The sequence below is a fragment of the Nocardia sp. NPDC050799 genome (assembly GCF_040654015.1).
Lineage (GTDB): Bacteria > Actinomycetota > Actinomycetes > Mycobacteriales > Mycobacteriaceae > Nocardia.
On sequence record NZ_JBFAHF010000023.1, the window covers coordinates 105,009 to 125,053 of the forward strand.

The following is a 20,045-nucleotide window of genomic DNA, read 5'->3' on the forward strand; positions in this document are numbered from 1 at the left end:
GATTTCGCGCGGGGCTGCGTGAACGCAAAAATAGGAAAGCCTGAACTATAGCGCGCCAACATGTTCGGTGGTTTGGATGGTGATGTCAGTACGACGTCCAGGAAGGAAAATAACTTTGGATCCGAACATTGTGATGGGCTGGATAAACGACGGCTTGATCTTGCTGTCGAATGGTTTGACGGTCGCGTCGCAAGCGCTGTGGCTCATCTTGTCATTCGTTTAATCGGAAAGCTCCCCGAGTAGTGGCCTCCCGGCTTTTTCCCGGCCGGGAGGTACCCGGCGGGACATTTCCCGCATCCATTCACTTTCCTGATTCCTTTCTACCTTCATGACGAAGGGTGCATTCGGCATGTCCGAACCTGTGAAACTCCCCGATCATCTTGAACGCCAGCCCGGTCGAGGTCGAGCACGCCGCGGCGGCCGGATCATGCTTGCCGGGACGATCCCGATCGCGATCGCGTTGGCCGCCACCGGCACCGCGCACGCCGGCGATCAGCCCGCAGCGATCGCCGACCAGCCTGGGGTGACCAGCCCTGAACAGCCCGGCACTTCCACCCCACCCCCACCAGCGTCCGCCCCGGCTCCGGAGCCGCCGGTGTATTACGAGCAGCCACCGGAGGTGCGCAACGCACCCTCGCGGCCCGCACCATCACCGGAGGAACCGGTGGCACCGGTGCGTGTCGAGGACCTGCACCTGCCCGAACCCGTGCCGCCGGTCGCGCCGATCGAACCGCCGGAGAACACGATCCGAATCGGGCAATGGCAGGCGCCCAGTCCGGAATGGCTGCCGCCGGAAGCCCGCGACACCATCAACGATGTCGCAGCGAACGCGGAAGCCCAGGCCGCGACCGCGCTGGACTCGGTCGGGATCCCCGCGGGGCGTTCGGACCGCGTTTCGGGTGCCACCATGGCCGGTGCCGCGGTCGGTGGCGCCGCCGGAGCCGCCGTTGCGGGCGTGCCTGCCGCCGCAGCCGGTGCCGTGGTCGGCGGTCTGATCGGCGGCACGATCGGTGGGATTGTGGGCGCCGCGATCGGCACGCTGGTGCCGGTTCCGGTGGTCGGCACGGTCACCTCCGGCGTCGCCGGCACCGCACTGGGCGCGGCGGTCGGCGCCGCGATCGGCGCGGTGGTCGCCGGTGTCCCCGCTGCCGCGGTCGGTGCCGTCGCGGCCGGCGCGGTGGGTGCCGGGTTCGGGGCAGGTGTGGGGGTCGGGCAGCCGTGACCGCCGTGACAACCAAGGCTCGCGTCGCGACCGCGGCGACCGTAGCGGTGGCAGTGTGCACCGTACTCACCGCAACCGGCTCGGCTGCCGCGCAATCCGCCGGCGGCTGTGCGCCACTACACGTCCTCGGCGTGCAAGGTACCGGCCAGTCCTCCCCGGCCGCGGACCCGAACACCGAAACCGGAGTGATCGGGGCACTGATCGCGCCCGTCCTGGCCGCAGCCCCCGGGGCAGTGGACCGCACCTACATCCCGTACCCGGCAGGGTTCGGGGGCGCGGTACCCGGCGGCGGCACCGCACCATATGCGGTCTCGGTGACCGAAGCCCGCCAACGCCTGGACACCGAAATCGGCCGGATCGCCGCCGCCTGCTCGGACGCCATGTTCGCCGGAGTCGGATATTCCCAAGGCGCGCAAGCATTGTCGTGGCTCGCACACGACATCGGCTCGGGATCGGGCCCGGTGCCCGCCGACCGGATCGCCGGGATCGCACTGTATGCGCACCCGGACCGCGCACTCGGGTCACCGGTGTTCCCGGGCAGACCCGGGCAAACCACACCCGACTCGGCCCCTGGCACCCTCGGCGCCGCTGTGGAAGCAGTGCGGCTCGCCCCCGCAGCACCCAAAGGTGGCGGGATCGCTGGCGGCGCGACCAGTTACGGCGCCCTGACCGGCCGGGTCGCCGACATCTGTATCGAGGGAGACCTGGCGTGCTCCGCCCCCGACCACGCAGCGCTACTGAGCCTCGGAGCATTGATTGCGGCCCAAGCAGACCTGCGTGACCCGATCGCCGCCGTGAACTCCCTGGGCGCGGTCCTGTCCACCGCACTGGGGCAGGCGTGGACCACGGTGCTGCTGCACGACATCCACCTCGCCGACGGCACCGTGACCTTCCGGCCGGAAAAGACGTTGGCGCAGCGGCTGATCGACTCCGCCGACCCGCGCCAGCGCGAACCTGCACCGGCCGACACCGCGGCCGCGAACACCCGCTGGGGTGCGGTCGTGGCCACGGTGGCGGCGAACCCGGTCACCACTCTGCCCGGGCTGGCCACCGGTCTGGCGGCGGCGTGGGGACAGCTGATCGCGGACAACGCCGCCCTGCTCGACCCCGCGGTGTGGATCCGCTACGGCGACACCGTGTCCCGCCACACCGACTACGCGGTCGGCGGGCATCTGAATTCCGGTATCGCGTGGCTGACCGCCCTGGCCCACGATCTGCAAGGGAGCCGACCATGACCCTCGACGACCGTCCTGTTGACGCGTTTTATGCTGCCCCCGCCATCGGATCCGGAGCGCGGCCCGGTGCGATCTTGCGCTACCGCTCCACTATCGTGCCCACGCTCGGCCGGCCCCATCAGGCATGGCAGGTGGTGTATACAACCCATACCGGGCGGCACGCCCCGATCCCGGCCTCGGGCATTGTCATTGCGCCACCGAGACCCGGCGCGGATTCCGCGGTCGCGGTGTACTGCCCACCGTTTCGCGGGCTGGGGGGCCGATGCGCACCGTCGCAGCTGTTCACCGATCCGCAACCGGACCCGGACCTGCCGGCCGTGGCCGCAGCGCTGGAGCGGGGCTGGATCGTCGCGGTGCCCGACGGGCCGGGCCTGGGCTTGAGCGGTCTGGGACCCCACACGTTCCTGGCTGGCACCGACGTCGCCCACAGCGTGCTCGACCTCGCCCGCGCCGCACGCATGATCCCGGCCCTGGACGCCGCTGGAGCACCGTGCGTGATCTGGGGATACGCCGACGGCGGACGGGCCGCTGTGTGGGCCGCGGAATCCCAGCCCCGCTACGCCCCGTCCTTGGACCTGCGCGGGGTGGCTGCGGGAGCGGTCGTCACAGACCCAGGAAGCTTGGCGGCCCGCCTCGATGGCGGACCGTGGTCGGGGCTGGTGTTGGCCGGGCTGATCGGTCTGAGCCGCGCGTACTCGTACTTGAGCGTCGACCGTGTCTTCACCGGCGCTGGGACTGCCGCGATGGCTAATGCCTCCGGATCGGACGCCGGCGAGATCCTCAAGAGCTATCGCGACCAGCGTGTGACGGCTTGGTGCATGCGGCCGGACCCGTGGAATGACGCGCAGTGGCAGTTCGTGCTGACCGCCGAGTCCACCGGCGCCCAAGTCCCAAGAGTTCCGGTGCATCTCTATCACGGCAGTAGCGACGGGCTGATCCCGGTGGGGATGGGACAGCAGCTCTACGCGGAGTACCGCCTCATCGGCGCGGAAGCGACCTGGCGCGCGTACGCCACCGGGCACATCGGTGCTGCCGCAGCCGGCACCGCTGACGCTCTCGACCAACTGGCCGAGGACCTCAACCACCTGCCCGGACAGCTCCGCCGTCCTTCGGTCTGATCCCTGGGAAAGAGGTGACACCCTATGCGTCCCGTCGCACTTGTCGTGACTGTGTCCCGGATGCTGCTGCGCGCGGTCCTGGTCGTGGTGGTCGCTGTCACTGCGACCGCCACGATGGTGTCGGCAGCCCCCACCGACCCGAACGCTGTCGGAGCGCGGTGCCCAAACCTGTATGTGCTCGGCGTGCAGGGCGGCGAGGAATCCTCGCCCGACGCGCCGACCGACAGCGACAGCGGGGCGCTGGGGCGGGTGTTCGGGCCGCTGCTCGCCGGCTCCGGCGATACCGTCCAGCGCGCCTATATCCAGTACGGTTACGACTCTCACGGCACCGCCCTGCCATACGAACAGGCCACCGCCGCCGCAACCGACAACCTGCTCACCCGGGCGAGTGAAGTCTTGGACCGCTGCCCGGACACCAAGATCGCCGCAGCCGGTTATGCCCAAGGCGCGGTCGCGGTCTCGGAATTCGCCCACCGCATCGGCCGCGGCGACACCACCGTGCCCGCCGACCGGGTCGCCGGCATCGCGCTGCTGGCCCACCCCGGCCGCGCCGCGGGAACCCCGATCCTGCCGGGCCGCCCCGGCGACACCCACCCGGCGGCGTCGCCGGGCACGACCGGACAGGCGGTCGCGCAGGTATCCCTGCACACCCCGACCCTGACCGGTGGCGGCATCGGCACCGGCAGCCCGGCCAGCGACTACGGCACATTAGCGGGGCGGGTCGCCGATCTGTGCGTCCCCGGTGATGCCACCTGCGACACCCCGGTCGGCGGAACCCTGGCCGCCACGGTCGCCAATATCGCTGCCCGCTCGGACCTGCGAGATCCGATCGCGGCGATATCCACGATCTCGCAAGCACTCTCGGCCACGGTGTTCACCACCGCGGTGAACGTGGTCAACGAGGACCTGACCGGCACCACCCTCGACACACTGTCCTACTCCCCGCAAAAAACGGTCGGGCAACGACTGGCCGAAGCGTCGGCCCCCGGTGCCCAGCTGCCCGGACCACACGAGGCGCTGGCCGCACTACTCAAACTCGGCGGCATCGGCCTCAACGCGGTGATCACCGTTGCCCGGACGGTATTCACCCCGGCCACCATCGCCGAACTGGCCACCGTCGGAATGGCCAACCCGTGGGCGGCGGCCGCGGTCCTGGGCGCCAAACTCGCCGGCGCCGTCGTGCAACTCATACCCCCGCAGACCGCGAGCCGGTGGGCCAACGAAGCCTTCGACGCAATCACCACCAACATCACCGACCAAAGCGAGCTCTACCAGGTCGCCAGCACCGCCGGCTACAGCGACACCGTCAGCCGCCACGGCTCCTACCAGACCACCACCACCGCTAGCGCCACCGCCGACGGCGCATCCCCTCTCACAGCCGTCGCCAACTGGTTCACAGCCCTGGCCACCGACCTCGCCGCGGCAACACCCACACCCCCAGCCCCCGCTCCCACCACCACGACGTCGGTGTCCTCGACGCCGACGGCACCTGAACGCAGCGGCGGCCCCTGAACCCCTTCGGAAGGACGCAACCCCAAGTGGAGAGACGTACCCGATCCACTGATCCGTCCCCTGACGTCCTTCCGAAGGGCCCGATCCGACATCGCAAGGAGGTGAACACCATGCCGACCGGCAGTCACACCGAGCCCGGCACCGACTATGGGTGGGGCTGGCTCGACACCACCGACCCGATCCCGCTCACCCACCGGCACGAAGCGAACCCGGACAACGCATTCGACACGGCGACGGCCGAACCACCCAGCCTGACTACACCACCCGAACCCGAACCCGAAACGGTCGCCAGGTGGGCGCACCGCATGCCGGTCCGGGCCCGGATTGCGCTGACGGCCAGCCTGATCGTCTCGGTGATCCTGATCGGCGGCGGGGTGTTCACGCTGCACGGCGGCACCACCACCGCTCCGGAACTGCCCAGCGTGACCGCCGCCCCGCCACTCACGCTCACCTCGGAGACACCCTCCACGGCCCCTGCGAGTCCTGAGGCATGTCGTGGACTGACGGGCGATCTCGTCACTGACCGCGATGGTGACGCCGCCACTGTGACCGGGGTGATCGCGGCGTTCGAATACGCCTACTACACCGCGCGCGACGCGGCGGCGGCGCTGCGTCTGACCGGTCCGGAGGCCGGGTTGGACCCGCACATGCTGGCCGGTGGGATCGCCTCTATCCCGGCCGGCGCCCGCCACTGCGTTGCGATCACTCCGGTCGCCGACACCGCCGCCGAGGTGCACTTGGTTGAGGTGCACCCCGGCGGGCAGCGCCGCGACTACCTGCAGGTGATCAACGTGCGCCGTGACGGGGACCGGCTGCTCATTACCAATATCCAGAAGCGGGGCTGACGATCATGACCGGTGCCCTGCAAACCCGCCCGCCCAGTAGACCCGCCAGGGGCCTGGACCCGGGCACTGTTGCCGCCCCACCCCCGCAGCGGCGGGCGCCGGTGCGCGAGAATCCGTTGCCGACCACCGGCCCCCACGCGCCCTTGTTCGCCGTGCTCGGTGCCCACGGCGGCGCCGGTACGTCGACCCTGGCCCGCTGGTGGGCACCTGCGGCCGACACCGGCCTGGCGTGGCCTGCCAGCCCGCGCACCACCCAGCAGGTCGTCATCGCCGCCCGCCTGTGCATTCCGGGCCTGACCGCCGCGGCGGATCGGCTGCGTGAATGGCACGCCGGACTCGCCCCTGACGGGGTCTCGCTACTCGGGCTGGTGCTCACCGCCGCCCGGCCAGGTGCCACCCCGGCTGCGGTGCGCCGCTACGCCTCGACCGTCACCGACCTGGTTCCACAGGTGTATCGCATCGGCTGGCACGACGAACTGGTCGTCCGGGAACTGGACGAACTCGCCTCCTACGCCCCGTTCGACCCGGCTCCGCCGCGGCGTTCCCGGTTGACCGACACCGTGCCTGCTGATGTCCATCGGGTGGGGGCCGACCTGATCAGCCGGCTCGCCGTCACCCGCACCGAGGCACTGCCCCCGACCCGTGATGATCAGGAGCACCAGATATGACCACGATCGCTGCGGTCGCAGTATTCGCTCAGCAGATCCACATCACCCCGGTCACACCCCCGGGCTCGGCGCAGCTGGTCAACCTCGTCAACTACCTGTCGTGGCTGGTGATGCTCGCCGGGATCGCCGCCCTGATCTACGCCGGCGGCAAATTCGGGTGGGAACGCTTCCACGGCGGCGCGGTCGAATCCCCCAAGATCATCCTTGCTGCGCTCGTCGGGGGAATCATCGCCACCAGCGCCGGAGGGATCATGAACGCCGTCGTCACCGGGGGCGGCGGATGAGATTCGCCCGCACCATCGCAGCAATCGCTTCCTCACCGCGTCACAGGCCGGTCAGTGCGCATTCGGCTTCGGACGTAAGCATTGATCTTCCAAGGACTCTCATGATCACCCACCCCGACCCGCACAGGGCTGCCATCACCACGCCCGACGGTGCCAGCCTCTCGGTCTCCCGCCTGGGACCGGAAACCGGTCCGGTCACCATCGTCTATCTACACAACCCGTTCACCAGTCCTGGCTACTGGGGGCCGCTGACCGTCCACCTGCACACCCACCTCGACGGACGCATCAGCCAACTCACCTACCCCCAACGCCCCGCCAGTCACACCACCAGCGGCTCGCTCACCGCCAGCGGTCCCGGCGACCTCGATGCGGTCCTGGACCAGGCCGGCGGAGCGGTTGTTGTGGTCGCGCACTCGGCCGCGGTCCGGCTGGTGCTGTCGTGGATCGGGGAATATCCACGCCGGGCCCGCACCGTCGCGGGCATCGTGCTGCTCAACCCCGCGCTCGAATTCCCCAAGATCCCTGTCGATCCCGCACGGCGGGTGCAAGAAGAACTGCTGAACCACTTCTACCGGACCCCCAGAGACTCCGGGCGGCCGTGGCACGGAGTGAACGACCCGCTCACCGAGCGTGTTCACGTCAACCAGGGCGCGTCGGTGGCGGCCACCTACGGCACCCCGGCGTTGACCGACACCACGCTGAGCGTGTGGCGCTGCATTCCGACCTGGATGCTCACCGGCGGCCTGGACCCTTTGATGTCCCCGCGCCGTTGCCGAGCCTTGGCCGAGCGGGTATGGGCCGACCACGACTGCGTGCCCGGTGCCGGGCACTCCCTGCCTCACACCGACCCGCGTCGGGCGAGCCAGCCGATCCTGGCTGCCCTCGAGGTCGCCTACCGCACTCACCTCCAGGACGGAGGCGAGCCATGGTGACCGCGAAACCGCTACCCCCGCAGGTGCTCACCCCGATCACCCAGCTGCTGGGTTGGCTGGCCTGGTGCGTGCTGCTGGCGTGTATCGCCCGTCTGATCTGGGTCGGCGGTCAGCTATGCGTGCGCCTGTACCGGGAGGAAGGCATCGAAGGACTCCTCGGCTCCCTGCTCGGAGCCGCACTCATCGGGTCGGCCAGCGCCATCGCGATCGCCGTCCTGCCCAACGGATAGGAACACGCCACTATGACACGTCGATCGTTGCGAGTTCTGGTCACCGGAATGCTGTGCGCGGCGACACTGGCCGCCTGCAGTGGCCCTGATCCCGCGCCGGTGACCGCACCACCGACCTCGCAGGTGCGGTCACCGAGCAGCCTGCGCTGGGAGATTTTCCACGGCGTCGACCTGCCGATCGCCGACCAGGGACCGGACCGCATCGACGGTGCGGTCGCGACCGGCTTCGACCGAAACCCGGCGGGTGCCGCGCTGGCGGCTATCCACGCCAGTGTGCGCATGACACTGGCCACCGATACCCAGTGGCCACGCGTGGGGCAGCAGATGCTGGCACCCGGACCGGGGCGCGACGCCTGGGCCACTGCCAGGGCACAGATCTCGATCACGGCCCCGATCTCCGAGGGACCGCCGAAGATCCTCGGTTACCGGATTACCGGCTACACCGACACTGCCGCCGACGTGCAGATCTACGCGATTCATCCGGACAACTCCGCCACCCGCCACAGCACCCGGGTCGTGTGGCACACCGGCGACTGGCGACTCGAAGTCCCCCACAACCCGGCCGAAAGCCCGGTCACCGCCATCACCGTTCCACCCCACGACCTGACCACCCTCACGCCACGCCGATAAGGAGGAGGACCCCGCTGTGACATCGAAGCGCCTGTTGATCGCCCTGTCGAGCTTCCTGGCACTCATCGTGATCGGCGCCTTCACCTGGACCCTCACCAACGACGATCCATATGAGGCCCGCACCGACACCACCTCCACCCCCACCGAACCCGACGCGACCGCGCCGGCACCATCGGGCACGTCCGAGCCGGCAACGCCATCCACCGAGCCTCCGACAACCGACCTGTTCGGCAATCGCCTCGAGGTCCCAGCCCATCCCGCCGGAGTTGTGGAGGCCCAGAACCCGGCAGCGCGTCCGGACCCGGCCGGGGCCGACTATCTGACTGCCCCTCCGGCAGAGCTGCGGTGGCAGCGGATCTGGGGCGGCGCGGCGGCCCCGGTATCGAGCAGTGACGGCCCTGCCCAGATCACCGATGGTGTCGCCACCGGATTCAGCCGGACCCCGCAAGGCGCAGCGTTGGCGGCGGCGGATGCACTCGCCCGCGCCCTGGCCGCACCGGAGGGAACGTGGCAGCAGGTCGTGGCGGACCGCTTCTACGGCGGTGGACAACCCCTGCTCGACCGCTTCGCACGATCCCGCGGCGGCACACCCGAGGCGGCCCGCTACGTCACCGTGCCCGACGGCGTCCGAGTCCGGCCCGGCTACCAACCCGATCTCGCCGTGGTCGAATTCGCCCTCGAAGGCCGCGACGGCTACGCCGTTTCCACCTGGCCGATGGTGTGGGTCGACGGCGACTGGAAAGTACGCGTCGACAACATCGAAACCCTCTGGGGTCCTAGCACACCGGTCTACACACTCGCCGGATTCGGATCCTGGAAGGAGTCGCGGTGACCACCTCGATCACAGGAACTATCAGTGTCGGCGTGGGGCGGACACAGCTTCCGATACCCGACGTATGCGACCTGCCCGGACTCCCGGCGGTGGCGTGCGACGTCGGCGGTGCGGTACTGCCCGAGGTCGCCACCTCGGCGATGGAGAAGTTGGCCGGGGAGTTCGTCGAGGGGTTCGCCCAGATAGCGCGCGTGGTGCTGACCTGGTGGACGGTGTTCCCGTCACCGGAGCTGACGACTGCTGGAGGCGGACCCGGCCCGGTGCTTGCCGATATTCGCGGCTACACCACCGAACTACAGGTGCTGCTACTGACTGCGGGAATCCTGTTCGCCGCAGCACGTTTGGGCCTGGCGAAACGCGGCGGTGTGGCCGGTGAAGCGCAGGAGACCTTCGTGATGCTGGTGCGCGCTGTATTCGCGTCCATGCTGTTTGCCGCGGTGATCACCGCCGGAACGCGGGCAGGTGACGAATTCTCCAACTGGGTCATCTTCACCTCCACCCGCGGCGATTTCGACGGTGCCATGAAGCGGCTGACCGAGATACAGATGACGACCGGTGGTGCCGGATTGGGCACGATCAGCATCGGCGTCATGCTGATTCTCGCTGTGTTCGGCATTATCAGCATGCTGGTGCAACTGGTCATGCTCGTGACCCGCCAAGTGCTTCTGATCGTGACCGTGGCGGTGATCCCACTGGCTGCTGCGGCTTCAGGTACGGGACCGGGGTCGCAATCCTATAAGAAGCTGCTGAGCTGGTCGCTGGCGTTCGTTCTGTGGAAACCGGTGGGAGCACTGGTGTATGCGATCGCTTTCACCGCCGCCGGCCGAAGCGAAGATCCCCATCTGATTCTTCTCGGGCTGCTGCTGATGATCCTGTCGGTGATCGTGCTGCCGGCGCTGATCCGGCTGGTCGCACCCGCAGTCTCGGTTCTCGGCGGAGGGGGCGGTGCGGCCGCAGCGTTTGCCGGTGGCGCCGTCGGTATCGCGACGGCTTCTACCGGAAGCCGTTCCAACGGCCGCAAGGTCACCGAAGGCGAAAGCTCTCCCGGAAGCACACAGTCCGGCGGCTCGGCGCCCAGCCCCTCCGGCGGAGGCGGCGGGGGACGCCCGATGGGCGACGGCGGTGGCTCCGGCGGTCTGGGATCGGGCGGGGGAAGAGCCGGTGGCGGCGGTTCGGGCGGCGCGCCGCCCTCCGCCGGGTCCACCAGTGGTGCGCGATCCGGTGGTGGAGCGAAAGCCCCGGGTGCGCAGCGAGCGGGCGCGACCGGGTCGGCGAGTGGTTCGGGTGGGGCGAGCGCCGGTGCCGGCGCCGCGGGTGCCGCGGTCATGGCTGCCCAAGCGGTGACCGACGCGGCACAGCGTGGTGTGTCGGCGATCGATTCCCACACCCGCGGCGCGGCAGGGGATCAATGGGATCCGGATGCGGTGGGACCGGGGGAGGTGCGACGGTGACGACACGTGTCTACGGGCGGTGGGAGAAACCACGATCGGCAGGGTTTTTCGGGCTCACCTGGGGGGTTTCGCTGCTCGGGCTGGGCTTGATCATCACGGTGATGGTCGGGTTCATGATCACCCGCTCGCTGTCGGTGGCCGGGATCCTGCTGGCGGTTGCGGCGGTGGTGTTCACCCCGCTCGCGGTGACCCGGGGTGGGCGCACCGGATGGGAACTGCTGCTGTTGCGGGCCCAGTTCGCTGCCGCCCGCGCCCGCGGCGAGCACATCTACCGGGCCGGCCGCTTCGCGAAGATCCCGGGGATCGCGAAACTGCCCGGGTTGCTGGCTGATTCACGACTGGCCGAGTACGAGACCCCAGGCGGGAAACGGTTTGCGATGCTGCACATCCGCCGCAGTGACCATTACACGGTCGTGCTGCGTGTGGTACCACGCGGCAAAGAACTGGTCGATCAGGATCGGATCGACGCGTGGGTGGAAGGCTACGGCCAGTTCCTGGCCGCCCAGTCCCGCGGCGGGGAAGTCGTTGCGGTGACCGCGGTCCTGGAGAACGTGGTCGAGACTCGGCTCAAACAAGCCCGGGAAGTCGGCCGGCTGGTGCGCCCGAACGCGCCGGAGTATGCGCAAGCGGTGATGCGGGAAGCCGCCGCCGACAGCGGCGGGGTCGGGGTGCGGATCGAAGCCCGGATCGCGGTCACCTATCGCGCCATCGGGCGAGGCCGCATCCGACGCGACACCGCCGAACAGGCCCGCGAAATCGGGCAACGCTTACAGGGCGTGCTGTCCCAGCTGGCGCGTGCAGGGCTTCCAGCGACACCGCTGCAGGCGTGGGAAGTGCTGGGGTTGGTGCGCACCCGCTACGACCTGGCCTCCCAGCGCGACGTAGAGACCGCGGGCCCCGCGATCACCACCACCCAATCCTGGGACAGTGTGGGCCCGCTTGCCCACCTCGACCGCTGGGATCATTACGTGCACGACGGGGCGCGGTCGATCACCTGGGAGATGGACGCCGCCCCGCGTGGGGCGGTGATGGAAAACGTCCTCGAGGAGCTGCTGCGCCCGCGCGCGGATGTGCCCCGCAAACGGGTCGCGATCGTCTACCGGCTGCATTCGGCCGCCGAGGCCACCACACTGGTCGATTCCGATTTCCGGGACGCGGTCGCCGCCGAACAAACCGAACGCGGCATCTCCTCGGCGGCAGCCCGCATCCGGGTCGGTAACACCGGCGCCGCCCGCGACGAGCAGGCCCGCGGTGCAGGGTTGACCCGGTTCGGCCTCTTGGTCACCGTCTCCGATCACCTCGACGCCGATCTACCCGGCATCGAGGCCTCGGTGCAGGGTATGGCCGCGGCGTCCCGGCTCGGGGTTCGCCGCTGCTACGGCAGCCAGGCCTCGGCATTCGCGGCGTCGCTGGGAATCGGGTTGATCCTGCCCGCGCACGCCTCGATCTCCAAGCAGGTGTCGATGTGAACGGGTTCACCAAGCGAGTGAAGGCGCCGCGACCGGCCCGCACCGAAGTCATCTCCGGGGTGCGCGTACTCACCGCAACAGTCCGCGCCGAGACCGAAACCGCCGCCTCCGGGCACGGTCTCCGCGGTTGGTGGGCACGATTGAAGTTGTCCAGCGATGACCACCGCCGCGCCAATGCCACCGGCCGGGATCTGCTCACCGTCGATGACGGCTTCGAACGGCCGCGGGCCTCGGCGACCGACCGCGGGTTCACCGGAGTCGGTGGGGGCCGTGCGTCGGTGGTGCCGAGGATGCCGGAATGGCGGTCGACCACGGTCCAGGTTGCCGGGTTGTGGCCGTTCGCGGTCGGGGCGAGCGCCCCGACCGTCGGCACCCCGGTCGGCAGGCATTACATCACCGGCGCGCCGGTGCATTTCGATCCGATGAGCTGGTTTCTCAAGGGGTTCATCACTTCTCCGATCGCGTTCGTGCTGGCGTTGAACGGTTTCGGTAAGTCTTCGCTGATCCGGAGGCTGGTGACCGGTGCGGTCGCTGCGGGGGAGACCGTGCTGTGTCTCGGGGATACCAAGCCCGACTATCGCGATCTGGTGGAGCGGCTCGGCGGGCAGGTGGTCGAACTCGGGTACGGGTACGGCACGATCAACCCGCTCGATGTCGGGGCGCTCGGGCAGATCCTGCACCGGCTCCCCGACCACGATCAACGGCGTCGGATAGCAGCGCGCGTGGAGGCCGGACAGGTCCAGATCGTGGCCGGACTGATCGAACTGGTCCGCGGCTCGCGGGTCGCCGACTACGAGGAAACCCTGCTCGCCGCCGGTCTGCGCGAACTCTACGGCCCCAGCGGGGGTTTCACCCACGACCGGCCGCCGTTACTGGCCGATCTGTTGGAAGTTATTTCCGGCGGTGCCGAGCGGCTGCTCCGATTCGCCGAGGAGGACGACACCGCCGCCTACCGGGCCGGCACCAAAACATTGCGGCGGTCGCTGCGTGCCCTGGTCGAGGGCCCGTTCGGGGCGGTGTTCAACGGGCACACCGCCACCCGTCTCGACTTGGCCTCCCCGGCCGTGTGTATGGATGTGTCGCGCATCCCTGAAGGCGACACCAAACTGCTGGCCGCAGTCCTGATGGTGTGCTGGTCCGACGGATTCGGCGCGGTCGCGGCCGCCCACGCCCTCACCGACGCCGGCCTCGCGCCACCGCGGGTGTTCGAGGTCGTCATGGACGAGATCTGGCGAGTGCTGGGGGTCGGGGAGTTCATGGTCGACCGAGTCGATGCCCTGACCCGGCTCAACCGGCCCTTGGGTACCGGGCTGATCATGTGCTCGCACACCGTCAAAGACCTCTCCGCGTTCGACTCACCCGCTGCCCAAGCCAAAGCGCTCGGGTTCTTCGAACGCGCCCGCGCCAAAATCATCGGCCCTGTCGGCCCTGACGAGATCGACCGGCTGCGGGGCGCGGTCGGCATCACCGACACCGAAAAACTGCTGGTCACCTCCTGGGCCGCGCCACGTCCCCCCAGCGACGACGACCTGGACCCCACCCGGGCCGACACCGCACCCGGGGTGGGCTGCTTCCTGCTGAAAACCGGTGAATCCGGCGAACCCGGACTGCCGTTCCGCCTGGAATTCACCCCGACCGAACGCAGCGCTGACATCCACAACACCAACCGTCGGTTCGAGAACCTGCCCAGTAGCGGAGGCGGGTGAACCGGAGCAATCGACGCCCCTCTCGCAGCGCGGCCTCATGGCACAGCGCTCACATCCCACCAATCCCACGGAAGGACACATAGATGAAATCCCCAAATAGTGAGGCTGCCCGAGTCGGTAGCAGGTCGAGGTCGCCGCAGCCGGGCTCCGTTGCGGAGCCGACGGCGTCCCTGCGGCGCGTGCTCTTCGGCGACCCCCGCGCATTCGCACGTCATATGCGAGTGCGTGACGCGCTGACCGGGTTGGGTGATGTGCCGGTTTCCGGACTGGCGCAGGCCGAGCAAGCGCTCTACAGCTTCACGCTGTTGCCGCGAGCCATCGAGGCGTTGGGTGGGTCGGCGTGGGCGATCGAGGCCGACCCACGCGAGTCGGATGCGTTGTTCGACTGGTCGGCTGCGGTCGCGCCGCGGCTGTGGTCGCTGCTGTCGGGGCATATGAAACTGTCCCTCGCCGCGATCCATCGTCTCGGTGATGGATCGGCCTACCAGCAGAAGTGTCTCGCGCGATTGGATACCGGCGTCGCGGCCGGTGTCGCGATGTTCACCGAACTCGGGTACGGCAGCGATGCCTTCCATCTGGAGACCACCGCCACGTGGCAGCCGCACTCCCGCACCTATCGGATCGACAGCCCGACCGCGAAAAGCGTGAAGTTCATGCCCAACACTGCCGCCGGGGGCGTCCCGAAGATCGTGATCGTGGTGGCGCGGCTGATCGTCGAGGGCCGTGACGAAGGCGTGTGGCCGTTCCTGATGGAGCTGCGCACCCACGACGGCCTCGCTGCGGGTGTGGAGATGATGACGTTGCCCGACACCGGTTACGGGCTGTGGATGGACCACGGGATGACCCGCTTCGACGCGGCGATTCTGCCGGAATCGGCGCTGCTGTGCGGCGATGTGGCGGCCTTCGACTCCCAGGGCGGATTTCATTGCGAGCTGACCCTCGGTCAGCGGTTCGCCCGCACCACCAGCCCGCTGCACCCGGCGCGGCTGAGCATGGGCGGGGCCGCTGTCTCGGCGGCGCGAGCCGGGCTGGCGTTGACGATCCCCTACGCCAGCGCCCGCATGGTCGGCCCGGGGAAGACGATGATCAGCCGCGACCACATCGCCCGCAAACTCGTCTACGCGATGTCGGAGGCGTGGGCGATGACCTGCCTGTCCACCACGGCACGCACCCAGGGCCGGAGCGGCGATGAAGCTGAGGCCGCGTTGTGGGGGATGCTCGGCAAAGCGATCACCTCCCACTCGGCATGGGAAATCCTCGAGGCCTGCCGGCAGGCCTGCGCAGCACAGGGCATACTGCGCGCCAACTATCTGGTCGACTACATCGCCGCATGCCAAGGACTTTTGACCGCGGAGGGCGCCACGTCGGCGCTGCTGGGCGCTGCGGGCAGAGCCTTGCAACGCCGAGGCCGGCTTCTGGCCGGTCCTTCTGATTCTGCGGGGGCGCAGACGTGGTGGCAGAGCCTGCTCACCGAGCGCGAGCGGTTGCTGACGATCGGGATCGATGTGTCCGGTCAACCCGATAACGCGGCCATGGAGCTGGCCGCGGCGGTGGCCGACCGGATCGCGGTGGACGCCATGGTCTCTGCCACGGAATCGGTCAGCGATCCGGTGGCCCATCAGCTTCTCACCGACCTGGCTGCCACCTTTGCGCTACGGAAGGTGAAAAAGCACGCGCTGTGGTTCACCGCGAACGAGTGCATTTCCAGCAGCTATGCCGCGGTCATCGACAGCGAACTGCTCACCCACCAGTACGGCGTCGAGCCGCATCTGCGGCTGCTGGCGAAGTCCTTCGCGCTGCCGGACTCCCTGCCGGCGCCGATGGCCGGTGACTACGTCCGGTGGTGGATCGAATTCGCTGGCTGGAGCGATCGATTCGGCACACCGCCCGCAGTGCCGGCCTGACAGCACCGCCTCGGTCCGGTCGAAAAGACGATAACTGATGAGCGCGGGGGCGGTGAAGATTCTGAACCGCAAAGTCGGCGAAAAGGTCCAGCGAATCCCCAGGCCACCAGACACCCGACCACAGAGTCCGGCGAGAACCTACACCGGCATGCGGCAGATCTACGTGCCTGTCGCGCCATGCGCACCCCGGCTGCCGATGTCGCGGAAGCGGCGGGAGAGACCACCCGCTACGACAGCAACGCTTCTCCTTGGCCTGGGCCCGGATGGGCCTCCACGCAGTACTGCGTGCGGCTCTAGCAACTTTACCGGAAGGGACTCTGCAATGAACTACACCGTGCACCCTCGGCGCGGCCATCCCCGACTCGGCAGTGCAATCCGGGAACCCGAGCCGACACGAACCGGTCCGGTCCGCCTTCTCGGTTGCCGTGTCGTGCCAGAGGTATCGGCACCGGTAGCGCCGGCCGCGAGACAGTCCGGTCACCCGCCTGCCGCGCAGGGGGTGAGTCGATGAGCCGCGACGCCGACCTTGTCGTACTGCACCCCGATGGCACGGTCGTCTACGATTCCTTCGCTCCCGGCCAGGGGGTGCAGGCTGCCATCCGGGCTCATATGCCCGACTCGAGCACCCAAGGTATGGGACGGGTGCGGGCATGGTTCGCCGACACCTTCTCCGACCCCGATCTGGCCCCGAACCCGCTGGCGTATCAGGTCTTCGCCCGCCTGGGCTACCAGCACCCGAGCGGCTGGTACGGGCCGGTGGCAATGACCATGGAGGAAAACAGCGCAGGCATCATCGCACCGCTGGCACCCGACATCCGGGCCACCGTCGAGGAACTGCACGCGAGGATGCACGGGACCGGCACCCGCCCGGAGTGGCCCACGGACCCCGAGCGCGGGCCTGCCGCGCGCTCGGGGTCCGTGAACCGGATTCGGCTCACTCCACGTGAGGACGGTGTGGCCGGCCGCGACATAGTCATCGGCTGGGATCGGGGGCTGGGAACTTTTTTCGCGCAGGTCCTCGACGGGACCGATGCCGAGGGAGAACCCGTTGTCCGTGTCCATGTCGGCAGTGAACCGGACGACATCACCGACCCTGCCGAGGCGATCGACGCGATCTCGTCGTATGCACAGATTCCCGACAACCTCGTCGAGGAGCTGAATCGGCAGCGCGACGCCCCCGGTGCCCGGGAACGCTCCCCGTTCGTTGCCTGGGCACAGTCTGCGGGTTTGATGCAGAACACGGCACCGACCACCGGATCGGGTACGTCCTCGACCTTCGAAGCACCAGAGCCGGCGGTGTCGCCGAGGCCAGCCGACCAGACCCCAGCGGGCGCGCACCAGCACACCGCAGACACGCCGGAGATCCGCGGCGGGGCAGGGATGGACCAGCTGATCGCGGACACGGTCACCGGGCAGGGTTCGGAATACCGAGCCGTTGACCCCGCCGATGATCCGTTGCTGCCGCCGGGGCCGAGCACGGAGTACGGACCCGAGCTATGAACCCGGTGGTGCGTGCACCCGCAGGTAGTAGCGGTTCGTGGCGACGCGGAACGGCGAGACGGTAGCCGATGGACGCGACGAAAACGGTGGCCGCCACCACGATCGGGATCCCGGTGGTGATGCTCCTGCTACTGATCATCCTGGTCGCCGTCGACGAGCCGGTCACCTGCGCCATGGCCCCCTCCGCCGCGGCCGGGATGGGTGGGGAGACTGGCGCGTCGGCGGCCGGGCTGTCGGAATCGCAGCTGCGGCTGGCCCGCGACGGGGTCATCATCGGCATCCGGCGGGGAATGCCCGAGACGGTGATCGTGGCCGAATTGGCTGCCCAGGCAACCGAATCGAGCTTCCGCAACCTCGCCAATACCAATGTGCCGGAATCGTTGAACTACGCCAACGACGGGGTCGGCGCCGACCACGACTCGGTCGGCCCCCACCAGATCCGGGTCAGCATCCGCGGCCACGCCGGGCTCGCGAACCTGATGAACCCGACCTGGCAGATCAACTGGTTCTACGACCGAGCCGCAGCCCTCGGCGCGGCCGCGACACAGATGTCAGCGCCGGAACTGGCGCAGGCCATCGAACGCTCGGCCCCGAACGCCTACGGCGCACAGATGGATCTGGCCCGCCAGCTGTATGCGATGTTCGCCGACATCGACCCGGGCCCGGCCACCCCCGGACCAGCCGGTGGCGCGGTACCAGGATGCGGCACCACCGGGTCCGGGGCACCGTTGACCGCGCAGGACTCGGAGTTCGGGCGAGCGGTCATCGAGCACGCCGAACGCTGGCTCGGGCTCCCATATGTCTGGGGCGGCGGGGACACCGACGGCCCCACCGACGGTGGGTTCGACTGCTCCGGGCTGACCCTGTATGCGATCTACCACGCCTCCCACGGCCGGATCCGGCTGCCGCACTACACCCAGGCTCAGCAGGACCATCCCAGCGCCCAACCGGTTCCGTTCGGCGAAAAAGCTCCCGGTGACCTGATCTTTTTCACCTCGCCCGGCAGTTCGGACTCCCATCATGTCGGGATCTACTACGGCCGTGGCGAGGACGGGCAAGACCTCCTCCTGCACGCTCCAACCACAGGGCAGAACGTCACTGTGACATCCCTGTCGGGGTGGGCGGGAGAGCGGATGGACGTGCGCCGCTACACCCCACCCGGCGGCGGTGAACGCGGGCAGAGCCCGGAGCCGGGACCGAGGGGACGGACAGTATGAACGATAGACCGAACCGTTTACACCGGTGCAACCATCGGGGAGCGGTGACCCCGGAGATGGTGGTGCGGGTACGGCTCCGCGAGTTGCACACCTTCACCCACACCGGCCAATTCGACCGGGTCGCGTCCGCGCACCGGTTCACCGATGCGCACAGCTTCGATCGGTTCGTCGACGCGCTGCTCGATATCGGCGGCATCGACTACGACGGACTGCGCCAGGTCGAGGACGCCGACCGCGACACAGCACAGCGGGTGGCGGCCGCGGCACGGTGCGGGCCCCGCGTGACGGTGTGGTCGGCGGCGACCTTGTCCGGGTTCACCGTGTGCCGTGGTGACGGGCAGGTTATCTGGCGTGACCGGTTCCCCGGTCGGCTCGGGGGGATCGACGCCGCCCAGATCTCGGCGCAGCACGCGATCTGGCTCGCTGGACGTGCCCGCGAACATCTCGGTGCCGACGCGGCGACCGTGGATCTTCGATTGGCGCGGGGCCGCGGCCTCGACGAGCAGGCCCTGCACCGCGAAGCACTGTCCGCCGCGCTCGTGCTCGAAACGACAGTGACCGCGCTGCACAATCCCGCCGCCGAACACAGCCACGACACCGACGTCGTCGACTGGCACACCTGCGACTTGTCCACCCTCCACCACAGTCGGGACCCGCTATGAACCACACCACCTTCCTTGCCGCCGCGGTAGTCGTGGCTGCGTTCGCCGCCACCGGATGCAGCACGAGCCCGAACCCCGACCAAATCGAACGCGGCGACGTATGCCCGGTCGCCGGGTTCGCCGCCCCGTACGAGCACATCGACCCGTGCTCGGCCCCAGCGGTATTGCAGGCCGCGGTGGCCGCGATCTTCGACTACCGGCCAGCCGGCGACAGCGGCCCCCGAGCCGCGTTCACCCGTGCCCGCCCCCTTCTGCAGGATCGCTTCGCGACGGAGGCCGAACCGCCGGCCGGGGCGTGGGCGCCGATCACCACCGGCCAATGGCAACGATGGCGTGACCAGCAGATGCCGATCAGTACGAATGTCATGGTCACCGGTGACGACCACCCCGCCGACAGCGTCGCAACCGCCGATCGTGTTCTCGCGGTTCGCATGCACCCGGCCCAGGAGACCGCGGTCGTGTTCACCGTCTACGCCAGCGCCACCCGGATCTCGGGTGGGCCATGGCTGCTGTCGGGGCTGGGGGTGCGGTCATGAGTTCCCTGAGTCAACCCCTATGCCGCGATCGACTGTTCGGCCGCGCCGTGCGCGGCGGGGTTGTAGGTGGTTTTGGTGCGCCAGCAGGCCCA

The 20,045-nt window shown here is 69.0% G+C and carries 19 protein-coding genes; all 19 read left to right on the plus strand.

The genetic code is table 11. The features are described from left to right. The first annotated feature begins 349 nt into the window (after nucleotides 1-349). The 19 genes from AB0H42_RS23150 to AB0H42_RS23240 all read left to right on the plus strand — a co-directional run bounded on the left by AB0H42_RS23150 (nucleotide 350) and on the right by AB0H42_RS23240 (nucleotide 19,953). A complete protein-coding gene (locus tag AB0H42_RS23150) occupies nucleotides 350-1,222 on the plus strand; it encodes a hypothetical protein (RefSeq protein WP_357058954.1) in 873 nt (290 codons plus the stop codon). Next, nucleotides 1,219-2,457, plus strand: coding sequence for a cutinase family protein (locus AB0H42_RS23155; protein ID WP_357058957.1), 1,239 nt, complete (start codon nucleotides 1,219-1,221; stop codon nucleotides 2,455-2,457). The genes AB0H42_RS23150 and AB0H42_RS23155 overlap by 4 nt, the downstream gene beginning before the upstream one ends. Beyond that, entirely contained in the window at nucleotides 2,454-3,575 is a 1,122-nt protein-coding gene (locus AB0H42_RS23160; RefSeq protein ID WP_357058960.1) for a lipase family protein, read from the plus strand. The genes AB0H42_RS23155 and AB0H42_RS23160 overlap by 4 nt, the downstream gene beginning before the upstream one ends. A 24-nt stretch (nucleotides 3,576-3,599) precedes the next feature. Next, nucleotides 3,600-5,087, plus strand: a complete 1,488-nt coding sequence (locus AB0H42_RS23165) for a cutinase family protein (protein ID WP_357058963.1) — start codon at nucleotides 3,600-3,602, stop codon at nucleotides 5,085-5,087. 110 nt (nucleotides 5,088-5,197) lie between these two features. After that, nucleotides 5,198-5,932, plus strand: coding sequence for a hypothetical protein (locus AB0H42_RS23170; RefSeq protein ID WP_357058966.1), 735 nt, complete (start codon nucleotides 5,198-5,200; stop codon nucleotides 5,930-5,932). Between the two features lie 5 nt (nucleotides 5,933-5,937). After that, nucleotides 5,938-6,600 carry a hypothetical protein gene (locus AB0H42_RS23175; protein WP_357058969.1) on the plus strand — a complete coding sequence of 221 codons (663 nt, stop codon included), beginning with the start codon at nucleotides 5,938-5,940 and terminating at the stop codon, nucleotides 6,598-6,600. Further along, complete coding sequence (locus tag AB0H42_RS23180) at nucleotides 6,597-6,884, plus strand: hypothetical protein (RefSeq protein ID WP_357058972.1); 288 nt, start codon at nucleotides 6,597-6,599, stop codon at nucleotides 6,882-6,884. The genes AB0H42_RS23175 and AB0H42_RS23180 overlap by 4 nt, the downstream gene beginning before the upstream one ends. 101 nt (nucleotides 6,885-6,985) lie before the next feature. Then, on the plus strand, nucleotides 6,986-7,816 hold the full coding sequence (locus AB0H42_RS23185) for an alpha/beta hydrolase (protein ID WP_357058975.1): 831 nt from the start codon (nucleotides 6,986-6,988) through the stop codon (nucleotides 7,814-7,816). After that, a complete protein-coding gene (locus AB0H42_RS23190) occupies nucleotides 7,810-8,046 on the plus strand; it encodes a hypothetical protein (RefSeq protein WP_357058978.1) in 237 nt (78 codons plus the stop codon). The genes AB0H42_RS23185 and AB0H42_RS23190 overlap by 7 nt, the downstream gene beginning before the upstream one ends. Before the next feature lie 12 nt (nucleotides 8,047-8,058). Next, nucleotides 8,059-8,676, plus strand: a complete 618-nt coding sequence (locus AB0H42_RS23195; protein WP_357058981.1) for a hypothetical protein — start codon at nucleotides 8,059-8,061, stop codon at nucleotides 8,674-8,676. A gap of 16 nt (nucleotides 8,677-8,692) precedes the next feature. After that, on the plus strand, nucleotides 8,693-9,508 hold the full coding sequence (locus AB0H42_RS23200) for a hypothetical protein (RefSeq protein WP_357058984.1): 816 nt from the start codon (nucleotides 8,693-8,695) through the stop codon (nucleotides 9,506-9,508). Beyond that, on the plus strand, nucleotides 9,505-10,959 hold the full coding sequence (locus tag AB0H42_RS23205; protein ID WP_357058987.1) for a hypothetical protein: 1,455 nt from the start codon (nucleotides 9,505-9,507) through the stop codon (nucleotides 10,957-10,959). The genes AB0H42_RS23200 and AB0H42_RS23205 overlap by 4 nt, the downstream gene beginning before the upstream one ends. Beyond that, nucleotides 10,956-12,428, plus strand: a complete 1,473-nt coding sequence (locus AB0H42_RS23210) for an SCO6880 family protein (protein WP_357058990.1) — start codon at nucleotides 10,956-10,958, stop codon at nucleotides 12,426-12,428. Before AB0H42_RS23205 ends, AB0H42_RS23210 begins: the two co-directional genes overlap by 4 nt. Continuing rightward, complete coding sequence (locus tag AB0H42_RS23215) at nucleotides 12,425-14,134, plus strand: hypothetical protein (protein ID WP_357058993.1); 1,710 nt, start codon at nucleotides 12,425-12,427, stop codon at nucleotides 14,132-14,134. Before AB0H42_RS23210 ends, AB0H42_RS23215 begins: the two co-directional genes overlap by 4 nt. A gap of 215 nt (nucleotides 14,135-14,349) precedes the next feature. Beyond that, nucleotides 14,350-16,038 (plus strand): acyl-CoA dehydrogenase family protein, encoded by a 1,689-nt coding sequence (locus AB0H42_RS23220; RefSeq protein ID WP_357058996.1) that lies wholly within the window; start codon nucleotides 14,350-14,352, stop codon nucleotides 16,036-16,038. A gap of 507 nt (nucleotides 16,039-16,545) precedes the next feature. After that, nucleotides 16,546-17,538, plus strand: a complete 993-nt coding sequence (locus AB0H42_RS23225) for a hypothetical protein (protein ID WP_357058999.1) — start codon at nucleotides 16,546-16,548, stop codon at nucleotides 17,536-17,538. Nucleotides 17,539-17,606: 68 nt separating this feature from the next. Continuing rightward, on the plus strand, nucleotides 17,607-18,755 hold the full coding sequence (locus tag AB0H42_RS23230; protein WP_357059002.1) for a C40 family peptidase: 1,149 nt from the start codon (nucleotides 17,607-17,609) through the stop codon (nucleotides 18,753-18,755). Nucleotides 18,756-18,799: 44 nt separating this feature from the next. Further along, the gene (locus AB0H42_RS23235) at nucleotides 18,800-19,417 is read left to right on the plus strand and encodes a hypothetical protein (protein ID WP_357059005.1); all 618 of its coding nucleotides are present in this window, start codon (nucleotides 18,800-18,802) and stop codon (nucleotides 19,415-19,417) included. Next, nucleotides 19,414-19,953 (plus strand): hypothetical protein, encoded by a 540-nt coding sequence (locus AB0H42_RS23240; RefSeq protein ID WP_357059008.1) that lies wholly within the window; start codon nucleotides 19,414-19,416, stop codon nucleotides 19,951-19,953. The genes AB0H42_RS23235 and AB0H42_RS23240 overlap by 4 nt, the downstream gene beginning before the upstream one ends. Nucleotides 19,954-20,045 lie beyond the last annotated feature (92 nt).

Excerpts from the sequence above, each read along its gene's own strand:
- AB0H42_RS23190 (WP_357058978.1), top strand. The coding sequence starts at position 7,810 with ATGGTGACCGCGAAACCGCTACCCCCGCAGGTGCTCACCCCGATCACC.
- AB0H42_RS23180 (WP_357058972.1), top strand. The coding sequence starts at position 6,597 with ATGACCACGATCGCTGCGGTCGCAGTATTCGCTCAGCAGATCCACATC.
- AB0H42_RS23220 (WP_357058996.1), top strand. The coding sequence starts at position 14,350 with ATGCGAGTGCGTGACGCGCTGACCGGGTTGGGTGATGTGCCGGTTTCC.
- AB0H42_RS23225 (WP_357058999.1), top strand. The coding sequence starts at position 16,546 with ATGAGCCGCGACGCCGACCTTGTCGTACTGCACCCCGATGGCACGGTC.
- AB0H42_RS23160 (WP_357058960.1), top strand. The coding sequence starts at position 2,454 with ATGACCCTCGACGACCGTCCTGTTGACGCGTTTTATGCTGCCCCCGCC.
- AB0H42_RS23240 (WP_357059008.1), top strand. The coding sequence starts at position 19,414 with ATGAACCACACCACCTTCCTTGCCGCCGCGGTAGTCGTGGCTGCGTTC.
- AB0H42_RS23195 (WP_357058981.1), top strand. The coding sequence starts at position 8,059 with ATGACACGTCGATCGTTGCGAGTTCTGGTCACCGGAATGCTGTGCGCG.
- AB0H42_RS23170 (WP_357058966.1), top strand. The coding sequence starts at position 5,198 with ATGCCGACCGGCAGTCACACCGAGCCCGGCACCGACTATGGGTGGGGC.
- AB0H42_RS23150 (WP_357058954.1), top strand. The coding sequence starts at position 350 with ATGTCCGAACCTGTGAAACTCCCCGATCATCTTGAACGCCAGCCCGGT.
- AB0H42_RS23175 (WP_357058969.1), top strand. The coding sequence starts at position 5,938 with ATGACCGGTGCCCTGCAAACCCGCCCGCCCAGTAGACCCGCCAGGGGC.
- AB0H42_RS23165 (WP_357058963.1), top strand. The coding sequence starts at position 3,600 with ATGCGTCCCGTCGCACTTGTCGTGACTGTGTCCCGGATGCTGCTGCGC.
- AB0H42_RS23230 (WP_357059002.1), top strand. The coding sequence starts at position 17,607 with ATGGACGCGACGAAAACGGTGGCCGCCACCACGATCGGGATCCCGGTG.
- AB0H42_RS23185 (WP_357058975.1), top strand. The coding sequence starts at position 6,986 with ATGATCACCCACCCCGACCCGCACAGGGCTGCCATCACCACGCCCGAC.